Raw genomic sequence first — 13,028 nt, 5'->3', positions numbered from 1 at the left:
CATTCATTCGGTTTGTAGCGGCCCATCCTCCAAACTGACAACCGCTTGTTTTTCCTTTCCCTTTCTGACTCACCTCTCATCGCAAACTGCTTGACACATGCCTTCGGAGGGCAGCGCTCTATCCAGCTGAGCTACGGGTGCCGGTAGAGCGCGGCCTCTAGCAAGCCAACGGCGCGCCAGCAATGGCCTATCGACCGCGCCGCGCGGATATGCGAAGCGGGCAATGAAGCGGAGGGATCGCATGGCGTCCGAACAAAGCTGGCCGATGGCGGCCGACCTTTATGGTGAAATGCACCTCGAGGCAGCGCCGCCCGCGAAACGGCGGTGGCGCGATTATCTGCCCGGCACGCTCGTCACCGCGATCGCGGCGCTCGCCGCGGCGTGGCTCGCCGATCATTATGCCGCGCCGCTGGTGCTGATGGGGCTGCTTATCGGCCTTGCGATGAGCTTCCTGTCGCAGGACCGGCGCACCCACGCCGGGCTCGACCTGATGTCGCAGACCGCGCTGCGTATCGGCATCGTCCTCGTCGGCGCGCGGATCACCGCCGAACAGCTCGCCGAACTGGGGCCGCTGCCCTTCGCGCTGCTGATCGTCATCATGCTCGCGGTCATCCTGATCACCGTCGCCAGCGCATCGCTGTTCCGGCAGGACCGCCACGCCGCGCTGCTCGCGGGCGGCGCAACCGCGATCTGCGGGGCGTCGGCCGCGCTCGCGCTCTATTCGCTGATCGGCGACAAGCGCGTCGATCAGGCGCGCTTCACCATGACGCTCGTCGGGATCACGGTCGCGAGCGCGCTTGCGATGACGCTCTATCCCATCCTCGCGACCGAACTGCACCTGTCCGATACGCAGGCGGGCTTTCTGATCGGTGCCTCGATCCACGACGTCGCGCAGGCGATCGGCGGCGGCTTTTCCTTCTCGCCGCAGGCGGGCGAGGTCGCGACGATCGTCAAGCTGACCCGCGTCGCGCTGCTCGCGCCGATGCTGATGCTCGTCGGCCTGTGGCTGGCACGCGCCGACGGCGACGCAACCGAAAAGCGGCGCATTCCGCTGCGCCTGCCCTGGTTCATCCTCGGCTTCCTCGCGCTCGCGGCAGTCAATTCGCTGGTCGCGCTGCCCAAGTCCGCGGTCCATGGCGCGAACATCGCCGCGCAGGCGCTGCTGCTGCTGGCGATCGTCGCCACCGCGATGAAGGCGCGCCTCCACCTGCTCCTCGACCAGGGCTGGCGCAGTTTCGCGCCGATCATCGTCGCGACGCTGACGAGCTTCCTGCTCTCGCTGGCGGCGGTCGAATTGATGTGACGCCGGGACGTCGCGACGTCACGACAAGCTCTTGTTTTATCAGCCCTTCGGCAGCGCCCAGCTCACCGTAAGCTGCGTCGCGCGGCGCGGGATGTCGAGCTTTGCCTCGCTGAAATTCACCTTTTCATTGGGCGGCAGCGTGCGGACCGGCGGCTTGATCGTCCAGCTATAGACGATCGTTCCCTGCGCATCGCGCAGTTCGGCAAGGATCGGCGGGACGCGCTGTTCGCGGTCGGTCGGGTTAATGATCACCCCCGAGGCGGCGAAATAGATGGTGCCGTCGGGCAGCTCGCGATGGTCCTGGTTCGGCGGCAGTTCGATGACGAGATCTGGCTCGTCGGCCATGCCGGGGATGCCGAGCCCCTGCGCCCAGCCCGGCAGGCCGAACCAGTAGAGCGCGCCGGTCGCGGCGAGCATCAGCGCGGCGGCACTGCCCGCGATCCACGTCCAGCGCTTCGCCGGATTGCGGCGCGGGCGGCGGAAAGGCAGCGGCGCGTCCTCGGCGGGCGGGACCATCACCTGCGGTTCGGGAACGGCAAAGGCTTCGGGTGGCGGCGGGGGCGCCTGTTCGGCAACAGGCTCGTCGGGCAGAGGCGCGGCGACCGGTGCCGGCTCTGGTACCGGCGCGGCAGACGCCGTTTCGGGTGCGGGTTCGGGCGCCGATACCGGCTCGGGCGCGGCGGGCACCACAACGGGTGCAGCGGGCGCGGCGGGCTCCTGGAACCAGCTATGACGGCAATTGGCGCAGCGCACGGTGCGCCCCGTGGCACCTATCGCCGTATCGGGCACGACGTAGCGCGTATGGCAGGACGGACAGGCGAGGATCATGGAGCCCCTCTAAACACGCCGATTCACGCGTTGCAAGCACCGTGTCGCGCTTCGCGCTTTACGTCGGTGGACAGCCGTGTAACAGGCAACGCCATGAGCGCCGCTGCTTCCACGCCCCGCGCCTCGCGAAAGGCGCCCGATCGCGCCCGGATGGCGTCATGACGCCGCCGCCCCGTCCCGGCGGCGCGATGGTCGAATTCAACGGCGTCGGGCTGCGCTATGGCCCCGATGCCGAAGTCTTGAGCGACATCAGCTTCAACCTTCAGCCCGGCAGCTTCTATTTCCTGACCGGCGCTTCGGGCGCGGGCAAGACGTCGCTTTTGAAGATGCTCTATCTTGCGCAGCGGCCGAGCCGCGGCCTCATCCGCTTGTTCGGCGAGGATCTGGTGACCATGCCGCGCCATCGCCTGCCCGGCTTTCGCCGCCGCATCGGCGTCGTCTTTCAGGATTTCCGGCTGATCCCGCATTTGAGCGCGCGCGATAATATCGCGCTACCGCTGCGCATCGCGGGGGTCGGCGAAGAGGATCTGGCGGGGCCGGTCGGCGAGATGCTGAGCTGGATCGGACTCGGCGAGCGTGCGGAGGCCTTTCCGCCGACACTGTCGGGCGGCGAGCAGCAGCGCGTCGCGATCGCCCGCGCGGTGATCGCGCGGCCGCAATTGCTCGTCGCCGACGAGCCGACCGGCAACGTCGATCCCGAAATGGCGGGGCGCCTGCTCGGATTGTTCGAGGCGCTCAACCGCCTCGGCACCACCGTCGTCGTCGCGACCCACGACATCCACCTGATCAGCCGGATCGAGAATGCGCAGATGATGCGGCTCGAAAAGGGGCGGCTGTCCGATCCCACCGGCGCGCTGCGCTATCCGCCGAACCGATCGTGATGCCGGCATGATCATCCCGCGCGTTCCCGTCCAGCATCGCCGCCTGCTTCCCGACCGTCGCCTGTCGGGGCCCACCCCATGGGTGATCGCGATCCTGATGCTGCTGACCCTGCTTGCCGCCGCCGCAGGCGTCGGCCTCGCGCGATCGGCGAACGCGATCGGCGCCGCGATCGCCGGGCGCGTGACAGTGCAGATCGTCACCGCCAACCCGGTCACCCGCGCCGAGCAGGCGGCAGCGCTGCGGCGCGCGGCGGCGGGACAGGCTTTCGTGCGGTCGGCGCGCGCCGTCGAACCCGCAGAGCTTCGCGCGACGCTCGGCCAATGGTTCGGCAGCACAGAAAGCGCCGATGGGGGCGGGGACCCGGTGCTGAACTCGCTGCCGCTACCCGCGCTCGTCGACATCGATTTCGTCGGTGAGGACCGCGCGGCCCCCATGCGCCAGCTTCGCGCCCTCGTCGCGCGCGAAGCGCCGGGCGCGCGGATCATCCCGCACGCCGAATGGCTGGAGCCGGTCGCGCGGCTGATCCGCTCGCTTGCTTGGGTCGCGGGCGCGCTCGTCCTGCTGATGACCGCGGCGAGCGCGGCGGTGGTGATCATGACCGCGCGCGCCGCGCTCGGCACCCATTATGCGACGATCGAGATGCTGCACATGATCGGCGCAACCGACCGGCAGATCGCGCGCCTGTTCCAGCGGCGGATCGCGATCGACACCGCCTACGGCATCGCGCTCGGCAGCGCAGTCGCCGCCGCGATCCTGCTGCTGATCGGCTGGGAGTGGTCGGGGGTCACCGCGGGGCTCGCCGCGACCGCATCGCTCGGCCCCTGGGGCTGGGCGCTCTTGCTGGCGCTGCCGCTATTGGCTATCGCGCTCGCGGCGTTGACCGCGCGGCAGACCCTGCTCGCCGCGCTTCAGAAGATTCTATGATCAAACGGCTGATATCTCTTCTCTTTCTGGCTTGGGTGCTCGGCTTTGCCTGGTTCGCCCTGCTGCTGCCGTTGCCAGCCGCATCGCAAAAGACCGACGCGATCGTCGTGCTCACCGGCGGCCCGGGACGCATCGACCGCGGGCTCGAAATGCTCGAAAAGGACGAAGCGAAGCGCCTGTTGATCAGTGGCGTCGCGCGCGAGGTGAAGCCCAAGGAACTCGCTGCCGAATATAGACGCCCGCAAAAATTGTTCGACTGCTGCATCGCGCTGGGGTTCGAGGCCGAGGACACGCGCTCGAATGCGACCGAGGTCGCGGCCTGGGTTGCGCGGCGCAACTACAGGAGCATCCGCCTGATCACCACCGACTGGCACATGCGCCGCGCGCAGTACGAGATCGGCCGCGCGCTCGGCGCCAAGGTGGCGATCCTGCCCGACGCGGTGCGCAGCCATCCGAGCTTCGCGACCCTGTTCCGCGAATATCACAAATATCTCGCCGGGCTGGCGGGCGGCCTGCTCGGGCTTTGAGCGCGGCGATGCGCTATACGCTGGCCCTTTTCCGCTCGATCCTGTTCTGGATCCTGTTCGTGATCATGAGCAGCATCGCGTCGATCGGCGCGGTGGTGTCGCTGCCGATATCACATCATGCGACGCGCTGGTTCGTGCGGCTGTGGGCGATCTTTCACCGCCTGATCTGCCGCTTCGTGCTGGGCCACCGGATCGTCGTCGAGGGCGCGATGCCCGACATCCCCGTCCTCTATGTCTTCAAGCATGAGGGGGCGTTCGAGACGATCGAGCAGCCGATGCTGTTCCGATGGCCCGCTGTCTTCGCCAAGGAGCAGCTTTTTTCGATCCCGGTCTGGGGACAGGCAGCGCGCTTCTATGGCCTGATTCCCGTCGACCGCGAGGGTGGCGGCAAGGCGATGCGCGCGATGCTGAACGCCGCCAAGGCCGCGCTCGCCGCCGGCCGGCCGCTAGTGCTGTTTGCCGAAGGGACGCGCGTTCCGCACGGGAAGGCGCCGCCGCTGCGGTCGGGCTTCGCCGGCGTCTACCGGATGCTCGGCGTGCCGGTGATCCCGGTCGCGGTGAACAGCGGCATCGCCTATCCGCCGCGCCGCTGGGTCAAATGGCCGGGGACGATCACCTATAGGATCGGCGAGACGATCCCCGCCGGCCTGCCGCGCGAGGAAGCCGAAGAGCGCGTGTGGCGCGCGATCAATGCGCTCAATCCGCCCGAGGCATTGCTGGCGAGCGGAATCCCGACCGAAAAATAATCGTCGCCCCGCGAAGGCGGGGGCCGCTATCGGCATAGCACAGGCGGCCAGCGACCCCCGCCTTCGCGGGGGCGACGATAGGGGTCAGTGCTTGCGCCCGAAATCGGGCGCCGCATCGTCCTGACCCTGCTCGATGATCGAGCGGCGGATCGCCCGCGTCCGCGTGAACCAGTCCTCCAGCTTGCCGCCGTCGCCGCGCCGGATCGCCTGCTGAAGCACGGTCAGATCCTCGTTGAAGCGCTGCAGCGTTTCGAGCACCGCCTCCTTGTTGGCGAGGAAGACGTCGCGCCACATCACCGGGTCGCTCGCGGCGATGCGGGTGAAGTCGCGGAAGCCGCCCGCCGAATATTTGATCACCTCGCTCTCGGTCACTTCCTCGAGCTCGCTTGCAGTGCCGACGATCGTATAGGCGATCAGATGCGGCAAATGGCTGGTAACCGCGAGCACCCGGTCGTGATGCGCGGCCTCCATCGTCTCGACCTTGGCGCCGAGCGCCTGCCAGAAGCCGGTGACCGCCGCGACGGCCTCCCCGGGCGCGCCCGCGGGCGGGGTGACGATGCACCAGCGTCCCTCGAACAGGCTTGCGAAGCCGGCGGCGGGACCGCTGTTCTCGGTCCCCGCGACCGGGTGCGCCGGGATGACGAGATGGCCGGGAAGCGCCTTGGCGAGCGCGTCGGCGACGCCGCTTTTCGACGAGCCGACGTCCGAAATGATCGCATCGTCGCGCAGACCCGGCGCGATCGCCGATCCCGCGTCGGCCATCCGCCCGACCGGCACCGCGAGGATCACCAGATCAGCCCCGGCCACCGCCGCCGCGGGATCGTCGGCGACCGCATCGCAGAAGCCGAGCGCGCGCGCCGCGACGCGGACGTCGGCGCTGGCATCATGGCCGGTCACCGTCACCTGCGGCAGCCGCTCCTTCACCGCGCGCGCGATCGACGAGCCGATCAGGCCGAGCCCGACGATCGTCACGTGGCCGACGGCGCGCGCCATCACCCCGCCAGCGCCGCGCGGATCGCCGCGGCAAGTCCGCGCGTCTCGTCCTCGGTGCCGATCGTCATGCGGAGCGCCTGCGGAATCCCCTGCTCCGGCAGCCAGCGGACGATATAGCCCGCATCCATCAGCCGATTGTAAACCGTCTCGGCGCTCACCTCGCCCTCGAACAGCACGAGCAGAAAGTTGGTCGCCGACGGCACGACACGGACGCCGTGATTGCCGAGCGCTTCGAGCTCGCCCGCAAGCCACGCCCGCCATGTCGCATTATGCTCGCGGCTGGCGTTCACGAAATCGTCGTCGCCGAGCGCCGCGACCGCCGCCGCCTGCCCCGCGCGCGTGACGTTGAACGGCAGGCGGATGCGGTGCAGCGCCGAAATCACCTCGGCGGCGGCATAGCCCCAGCCAATCCGCTCGGCGGCAAGGCCGTGAATCTTCGAAAAGGTGCGCGTGACGAAGACGTTCGGCTGAGTCTTCGCAAGGCCCAGCCCGCCATCGTCCTCGTGCGCGCTCAGATATTCCGAATAGGCCTGATCGATCACGAACAGGACGTTCTTCGGCAGCCCGGCGTAGAGCCGCGCCACCTCTTCCCTCGTCGCAAGCGTGCCGGTCGGATTGTTCGGATTGGCGAGATAGACGACGCGGGTCCGGTCGGTCACCGCGGCAAGCAGCGCATCGACATCGGTCGCATAGTCGCGGTCGTCGGCTTCGACCGGCGTCGCGCCGACGCGCCGCGCGGCGATCTCGTACACCGCGAAGCCATAGCGGACATAGAGAATCTCGTCGCCCGCCCCGGCATAGGTGCCCGCGGCGAGGTGGAGCAGTTCGTCCGATCCGTTGCCGCAGATGACGCGCGCCGGGTCGAGGCCGTATTTCGCGGCGATCGTCTCGCGCAGCACCGCCGCGCCGGGGTCGGGATAGCGTGACAGCGCGTCCGCGGCGCCCTGCACCGCGGCGAATGCCTCACGCGCCTTCGCGCCGGTGCCGAGCGGATTCTCGTTGGCGCTGAGTTTGATCAAAGGGCGGCCGTCGGCACCGGCCGACTTGCCCGGAACATAGGGGGCGATGCCGCTGATCCACGGCTTCGGAGTGAGGGTCGCGCTGCTGTCGGTCATGCCGGCCGTTTAGCGGCTCTGGCCCCCAAGTCCAGCATCTCGTCCAGCACGTTGACAGCCTCCGTGCGCGCGCTTAGCTCCGCGCTACCGATGGCGAGCCTTCTCCACCAGATCCAGCACCGCAGCGTAACGATCGACGCGCCGCTGTCGCTCGACAGCGGCCAGACGCTGCCATCGGTTACGATCGCCTATCAAAGCCATGGCACGCTCGACGCCAGTAAATCGAACGCGGTGCTCGTCTGCCACGCGCTGACCGGCGACCAATATGTCGCGAGCGACCATCCGGCGACGGGCAAGCCCGGCTGGTGGGCGCGCATGGTCGGCCCCGGCAAACCGGTCGATACCGACACATATTTCGTGATCTGCGCCAACGTCCTCGGCAGCTGCATGGGCACGAGCGGCCCCGCGACCCCCGATCCCGCGACCGGGACGCCGCTGGGCATGAAATTCCCCGTCATCACGATCGCCGACATGGTGCGCGCGCAGGCGATGCTGCTCGATCATCTCGGCATCGACCGGCTTCATGCCGTCATCGGCGGATCGATGGGCGGGATGCAGACGCTCGCCTGGGCCGCCGCGCACCCTGAACGGCTCGGCTCGGCGATCGTGATCGCCAGCGCGGCGCGGCATTCGGCGCAGAATATCGCCTTTCACGAGGTCGGGCGGCAGGCGATCATGGCCGATCCCGACTGGCAGGACGGCGATTATTACGACAAATTTTGCACCCCCACCAAGGGGCTCGCGGTCGCGCGGATGGCGGCGCATATCACCTATCTCTCCGAAACGGGGCTGACCGAGAAATTCGGCCGCCGCCTGCAGGCGCGCGACATCAAGAGCTTCGGCTTCGACGCCGATTTCCAGGTCGAATCCTATCTGCGGCACCAGGGACTCGCCTTCACCGACCGCTTCGACGCCAACGCCTATCTCTATATCACCCGGGCGATGGACTATTTCGACCTCGCCGAGCCACACGAGGGTCAGCTCGCGGGCGCCTTCGCACGCGCGAAGGACGTGCGCTTCACGCTCGTCAGCTTCGACACCGACTGGCTCTATCCGACCAGCGAATCGCGCCGCATCGTCCAGGCGCTGCAAAGTGTCGGCGCGGCGGCGAGCTTCGTCGAGCTGTCGGCGCCCTTCGGCCACGACAGCTTCCTCCTCGACGTCCCCGCGCTCGACCGCCTCGTCGCGGGCGCGCTCCGGGCGGAGGGGTGACGCCGTGACGCTGCGCCCCGACCTGGCGATCATCGCCGGCGCGGTGCCTGCCGGCACGCGCGTCCTCGACGTCGGCTGCGGCGACGGAACGCTGATCGCGGCGCTGCGCGATGCCGAGGTCGATGCCCGTGGGCTGGAGATCGATCCGGCCAATGTCACCGCGGCGATCGCACGCGGCCAGTCGGTCGTGCAGGGCGACGCGAACCGCGACCTCGCCGATTATCCCGACGACGCGTTCGACTATGCGATCTTGTCGCAGACGCTCCAGACGACCGAGCGCCCCGACCGCATCGTCGATGAACTGCTCCGCATCGCGCCGCGCGCCTTCGTCAGCTTCCCCAATTTCGCGCACTGGCGGGTGCGCCTCGCGCTGCTGTGGAACGGGCGGATGCCGGTAACACGGCTGTTGCCGGTGGCCTGGTATGAGACGCCGAACATCCACCATGTGACGGTCAGCGATTTTCGCGACCTCGTCGGCGGCAAGGGGATCCGGGTCGAACAGGCATGGTATCTGTCGGGCGATCGCCCGACGAGCGACGCCGCCGCAAGCTGGCGCGCCGAACATGCGATCTTTTTGATTTCGCGGGGGTAGTCCACATTCGCCAGCGCCGTGGCGGTTTGCAGCCGGGAGTGGATCTATGTTTCATCGTCATCCCGGACTTGATCCGGGATCCATTCATCCAGCGCTGAGAGAATGGATCCCGGATCAAGTCCGGGATGACGAGAGTTTATAGGCGGCGGTTTCGGTGTGGAAAGCGGGCACTCTCACCAAAGCTGCCGCTCGACCCGACCCTCGCAACTACGAGAGCAACGACCGACTAATCCTTCTTCTTCAGCCCGTTCGCGAGCATGTCGTTCGCGATCCGCGCGACCTCGTCGATATCGGCGCTCTCGTCCCACAGGCCATAGCGCATGCCGAGGAAGACGTTCATCCCGGCGATCGCCCAGGCATGAACCTCGCTCGCGTCGGCGCGAATCTCGCCGCGTGCGGCGCCCGCCTCGAGCCGCTGGCGCATGCGCTCGACCGTCGTTTCATAGTGGCGGCGATAGCTGGCGTAGTCGACGAATTCGGCCTCGTCGATGATGCGATAGATTTCCTTATGCTCGCGCACGAAGCCGAGGAAGGACAAGAGGCCGATGCGTTCGGCGCTGATCTCGTCGGGGGCCGCCTGCACCTCGGGCGTCACATGGTCGCGGAGCAACTCGCTCATGTGGCGGACGAGTGCCTGGAAGATTTCCTCCTTGGAATCGAAATAGGTGTAGAAGCTGCCGAGCGCGGTGCCGGCACGGCGGGTGATGCCGCTGATCGATGCATCGTGGAAACCGCGCTCGCCGAATTCGACCGCTGCCGCGTCGAGCAGCTTGCGCAAGGTACGGCGCCCGCGCTCGGTGCGCGGCGTCTTGTCACGGCTTTCGCTCTCGGCGGTCTCCGGCACTGACTGCGGCTGATCCATGCGCCTTCCCGTCTCCCCTAGCGCGCTGCGCTTTTTTGCATCGTGGCATTTCGGCACCACTGGCAAGCAAAAAGCGACGGCTGCACATTCCAAGTTGAAACTTGGTTCATGTTTCATTATAGACCCCTGCGCGGCTTGGCAAGACCGGGCCCAAGAAAAGCAGCGGGTGGCGAGGGGCCTCCCGCCCATGGGAGAGTTTTCATGCGTCCTTTCGCCCGTTCGCTGCATCACGTCCTTTCCGCGACGAGTGCGCTGTCGCTGCTCGCCTTCACGCCCGCCGCCCAAGCGCAGGAGGCCGGTGCCAGCAGCGACGACGGTAACGAAATCATCGTTTCCGCGCGTCGCCGCGACGAGCGGCTGATCGACGTGCCGATCGCGGTCACCGCGCTGTCGGCCGACACGCTGGCCAAGGCGGGCGCGATCGACATCACCGACGTCGCCAACATGGCGCCGAACACCACGCTCGAAAATTCGCGCGGCACCAATTCGACGCTGACCGCCTTCATCCGCGGCGTCGGCCAGCAGGATCCGGTACCCGGCTTCGAGGCGGGGATCGGCATCTATCTCGACGACGTCTATCTGAACCGGCCGCAGGCCGCGGTGCTCGACATCTACGACGTCGAGCGGATCGAGGTGCTGCGCGGGCCGCAGGGCACGCTTTACGGCCGCAACACGATCGGCGGCGCCGTCAAATATGTCACCCGCGCGCTCAATCCCGATTCGCCCGAACTGCGCATCCGCGGCACGCTCGGCACCTACAAGCAGGCTGATCTCGTCGTCACCGCAAGCGCGCCGATCAGCGATATCGTTCGCGTCGGCGGGTCGGTCGCACGCCTGTCGCGCGGCGGCTTCGGCGACAATCTGACCATCAAGGGCCTGGAAAATTACAATAAGGACGTCTGGGCGGGTCGCGGCACGATCGAACTCGGCGGCAATGGCGCGCCGGTACTGATCCGCATTTCGGGCGACTATACGCGCGACAAGTCCGACCCCCGCAACGGCCACCGCCTGATTCCGGGCCTGTTCTCGGGCGCGCCGGTGCTCAAGGACGTCTACGACACCCGCGCCGGGCTCAACGATCCCAAGCAGGACGTGAAGGCCTATGGCCTCGCGATGAACGTCTCGGCAGAACTGACCGACAATCTGACGCTGCGCTCGATCAGCGCGTGGCGCAAGGATACGAGCTACACCCCGATCGACTTCGACGCGCTGCCGTCGGTCGACGTCGACGTCCCCGCCGTCTATCGCAACGAACAGCTCAGCCAGGAATTCCAGCTTCTTTATGAAAGCGACCGGCTGCACGGCCTCGTCGGCTTCTATTATCTCGACGCCAAGGCCGCGACATCGTTCGACGTGCTGCTGGGTCTCGTCGGATCGTCGGTCGGCTTCCCCGGCTACAACGCCTATACCGCGGGCGACGTGCGGACCAAGACCTGGTCGGTGTTCGGCGACTTCACCTTCGACTTCACCGACCAGCTCAGCCTGTCGGTCGGCGGCCGCTACACCAACGACAAGCGCAACGCCTTCGTCTACAAGGCGACGCGGCTTTCGGGCCTTTCGCCCGAATTCGGCGGCACGGTGCCGGTCTTCACGTCGGCGATCGCGACCAATTTCCACGGCGACCGCACCTTCAAGGAATTTACCCCGCGCGCCTCGCTGAGCTTCAAGCCCGACGACAACAATATGGTCTACGCCTCCTACTCGAAGGGCTTCAAGGGCGGCGGCTTCGACCCGCGCGGGTCGGGCACGTCGGCGCCCAGCAGCAATCCGCCCGCCCCAGCCAGCTATCAGGACATCTATGATTTCCTCGGCTTCGACCCCGAAAAGGTCGACAGCTACGAACTCGGCTACAAGGGGTCATTGCTCGACCGCCGCCTGACGCTGAGCCTCGCGGGTTTCTACATGGATTACAAGGACGTCCAGATTCCGGGCTCGGTCGGGTGTCTCGTTGGCGGCCTGCAGAGCTTCTGCGGCATCACCACCAACGCCGCGAAGGCGCGTCTCCAAGGCATCGAGGCCGAAACGAACGCCGTCCTGGCGCGCGATTTCGCAGGCACCGGCTCGACCTTCCGCTTCAACGGCGGGTTCGGCTTTATCGATGCCAAGTACAAGCGCTTCATCGGCCCCACCGGCACCGATGTCGCCGATCAGCGCACTTTCCAGAACACCCCGAAATGGACGGTGATGGGCTCGATCGCCGTCGGCATTCCGGCGATGGGGGGCAATATCGACGCCTCGACCGGCCTCACCTATCGCAGCCTGACCCACCAGTTCGAAGTGCCGATCCCCGCGCTCGACCAGCCGGGCTATGTGCTGTGGGACGCGAGCCTGGTGTGGACCGCCGACAGCGGCGATTATTCGATCGGCATCCACGGCAAGAATCTGACCGACAAGCAGTATATCACGTCGGGCTACAACTATCAGAACGGCAGCATATCGACGCTGGGGCTCGAAGGCGTGCAGACCGCCTTCTACGGCAACCCGCGCCAGGTGTTCGTTACCGGCACGGTCAAATTCTGACCCACCCCACCGGAAAAAAGGGGGAAAGGGGCGTCCGTCGGGCGCCCCTTTTTCTATGGTCCGCCGCCGCCAGAGCGTCTTGGTTCCGGAATCAGGCCAGTGCTAGGGCCGCATAGTCACTCCAAAGTTCAGGAAAGTTCAGCCCATTGCATTTCCCGATTTGAACCTCGCGCTGTGCTGAGCGCACCCGGCACGCTTCGCCGTGACCGCACCCGCAAGCTGAACCGCGACCGCTTTTATCCACCGAAGGAAAGAGCCGAGTGAAAGCTGACACAGCCGAATAATGTAGGAAAGGCCCATTTGAAGCCGATGTCGGCTTTGGGGTGGAGAGCGGACATAGCCTCCTCTCCCCTTGAGGGAGAGGATAGTGCAGCTTGCTCCCTTGGGAGCTAGCGAAGCTTGGAGAGGGGGGCGACGCCAGCGGACGCAAAACCCCCTCTCAACTTCGGCTAGGCAGCAAGCTGCCAAGCCTTCGTATCTCTCCCTCAAGGGGAGAGAATATGATCCTTACCTATGTCCGCAAT

Annotated in this window: 12 protein-coding genes; 8 read left to right on the top strand and 4 right to left on the bottom strand. The window is 66.9% G+C overall.

The window, feature by feature from the left end:
* Positions 1-241 precede the first annotated feature (241 nt).
* Positions 242-1,303: a YeiH family protein gene (locus VHO04_RS08840; RefSeq protein WP_329627984.1), complete on the top strand. Its 1,062-nt coding sequence runs from the start codon at positions 242-244 to the stop codon at positions 1,301-1,303.
* A gap of 39 nt (positions 1,304-1,342) precedes the next feature.
* Here VHO04_RS08840 and VHO04_RS08835 read toward each other — a convergent pair whose 3' ends face one another.
* A complete protein-coding gene (locus tag VHO04_RS08835; protein WP_329627983.1) occupies positions 1,343-2,131 on the bottom strand; it encodes a zinc-ribbon domain-containing protein in 789 nt (262 codons plus the stop codon).
* A 158-nt stretch (positions 2,132-2,289) separates the two neighbouring features.
* Here VHO04_RS08835 and ftsE point away from each other — a divergent pair, with 158 nt between their 5' ends.
* Genes ftsE through VHO04_RS08815 form a run of 4 tightly spaced genes read left to right on the top strand, consistent with a single transcriptional unit; the run spans position 2,290 to position 5,210 of the window.
* Positions 2,290-3,012, top strand: coding sequence for a cell division ATP-binding protein FtsE (ftsE, locus tag VHO04_RS08830; RefSeq protein WP_329627982.1), 723 nt, complete (start codon positions 2,290-2,292; stop codon positions 3,010-3,012).
* A 7-nt stretch (positions 3,013-3,019) separates the two neighbouring features.
* On the top strand, positions 3,020-3,937 hold the full coding sequence (locus tag VHO04_RS08825; RefSeq protein WP_329627981.1) for a cell division protein: 918 nt from the start codon (positions 3,020-3,022) through the stop codon (positions 3,935-3,937).
* The gene (locus tag VHO04_RS08820) at positions 3,934-4,464 is read left to right on the top strand and encodes a YdcF family protein (RefSeq protein WP_329627980.1); all 531 of its coding nucleotides are present in this window, start codon (positions 3,934-3,936) and stop codon (positions 4,462-4,464) included. Before VHO04_RS08825 ends, VHO04_RS08820 begins: the two co-directional genes overlap by 4 nt.
* 8 nt (positions 4,465-4,472) lie before the next feature.
* A complete protein-coding gene (locus VHO04_RS08815) occupies positions 4,473-5,210 on the top strand; it encodes a lysophospholipid acyltransferase family protein (RefSeq protein WP_329627979.1) in 738 nt (245 codons plus the stop codon).
* Positions 5,211-5,294: 84 nt separating this feature from the next.
* Here VHO04_RS08815 and VHO04_RS08810 read toward each other — a convergent pair whose 3' ends face one another.
* Positions 5,295-6,203, bottom strand: a complete 909-nt coding sequence (locus VHO04_RS08810; RefSeq protein WP_329627978.1) for a prephenate/arogenate dehydrogenase family protein — start codon at positions 6,201-6,203, stop codon at positions 5,295-5,297.
* Entirely contained in the window at positions 6,203-7,318 is a 1,116-nt protein-coding gene (hisC, locus tag VHO04_RS08805) for a histidinol-phosphate transaminase (protein ID WP_329627977.1), read from the bottom strand. The genes VHO04_RS08810 and hisC overlap by 1 nt, the downstream gene beginning before the upstream one ends.
* A gap of 90 nt (positions 7,319-7,408) precedes the next feature.
* Between hisC and metX the strand changes: the two genes are divergently transcribed.
* Positions 7,409-8,530: a homoserine O-acetyltransferase MetX gene (gene metX / locus VHO04_RS08800; protein WP_329627976.1), complete on the top strand. Its 1,122-nt coding sequence runs from the start codon at positions 7,409-7,411 to the stop codon at positions 8,528-8,530.
* 4 nt (positions 8,531-8,534) lie between these two features.
* Positions 8,535-9,122 (top strand): methionine biosynthesis protein MetW, encoded by a 588-nt coding sequence (metW, locus tag VHO04_RS08795; RefSeq protein WP_329627975.1) that lies wholly within the window; start codon positions 8,535-8,537, stop codon positions 9,120-9,122.
* A gap of 226 nt (positions 9,123-9,348) precedes the next feature.
* Here metW and VHO04_RS08790 read toward each other — a convergent pair whose 3' ends face one another.
* The gene (locus VHO04_RS08790) at positions 9,349-9,984 is read right to left on the bottom strand and encodes a TetR/AcrR family transcriptional regulator (RefSeq protein ID WP_329627974.1); all 636 of its coding nucleotides are present in this window, start codon (positions 9,982-9,984) and stop codon (positions 9,349-9,351) included.
* 201 nt (positions 9,985-10,185) lie between these two features.
* On the opposite strand from VHO04_RS08790, the gene VHO04_RS08785 reads away from it, so the two are divergent.
* On the top strand, positions 10,186-12,504 hold the full coding sequence (locus VHO04_RS08785; protein ID WP_329627973.1) for a TonB-dependent receptor: 2,319 nt from the start codon (positions 10,186-10,188) through the stop codon (positions 12,502-12,504).
* Positions 12,505-13,028 lie beyond the last annotated feature (524 nt).

The sequence above is a fragment of the Sphingopyxis sp. genome (assembly GCF_036261875.1).
GTDB lineage: Bacteria > Pseudomonadota > Alphaproteobacteria > Sphingomonadales > Sphingomonadaceae > Sphingopyxis.
This window is presented reverse-complemented; position numbering and strand designations above follow the sequence as displayed.

Excerpts from the sequence above, each read along its gene's own strand:
- VHO04_RS08790 (WP_329627974.1), bottom strand. The coding sequence starts at position 9,984 with ATGGATCAGCCGCAGTCAGTGCCGGAGACCGCCGAGAGCGAAAGCCGT.
- VHO04_RS08835 (WP_329627983.1), bottom strand. The coding sequence starts at position 2,131 with ATGATCCTCGCCTGTCCGTCCTGCCATACGCGCTACGTCGTGCCCGAT.
- metX (WP_329627976.1), top strand. The coding sequence starts at position 7,409 with ATGGCGAGCCTTCTCCACCAGATCCAGCACCGCAGCGTAACGATCGAC.
- VHO04_RS08815 (WP_329627979.1), top strand. The coding sequence starts at position 4,473 with ATGCGCTATACGCTGGCCCTTTTCCGCTCGATCCTGTTCTGGATCCTG.
- VHO04_RS08840 (WP_329627984.1), top strand. The coding sequence starts at position 242 with ATGGCGTCCGAACAAAGCTGGCCGATGGCGGCCGACCTTTATGGTGAA.
- VHO04_RS08810 (WP_329627978.1), bottom strand. The coding sequence starts at position 6,203 with ATGGCGCGCGCCGTCGGCCACGTGACGATCGTCGGGCTCGGCCTGATC.
- VHO04_RS08825 (WP_329627981.1), top strand. The coding sequence starts at position 3,020 with ATGATCATCCCGCGCGTTCCCGTCCAGCATCGCCGCCTGCTTCCCGAC.
- ftsE (WP_329627982.1), top strand. The coding sequence starts at position 2,290 with ATGACGCCGCCGCCCCGTCCCGGCGGCGCGATGGTCGAATTCAACGGC.
- VHO04_RS08785 (WP_329627973.1), top strand. The coding sequence starts at position 10,186 with ATGCGTCCTTTCGCCCGTTCGCTGCATCACGTCCTTTCCGCGACGAGT.
- VHO04_RS08820 (WP_329627980.1), top strand. The coding sequence starts at position 3,934 with ATGATCAAACGGCTGATATCTCTTCTCTTTCTGGCTTGGGTGCTCGGC.
- hisC (WP_329627977.1), bottom strand. The coding sequence starts at position 7,318 with ATGACCGACAGCAGCGCGACCCTCACTCCGAAGCCGTGGATCAGCGGC.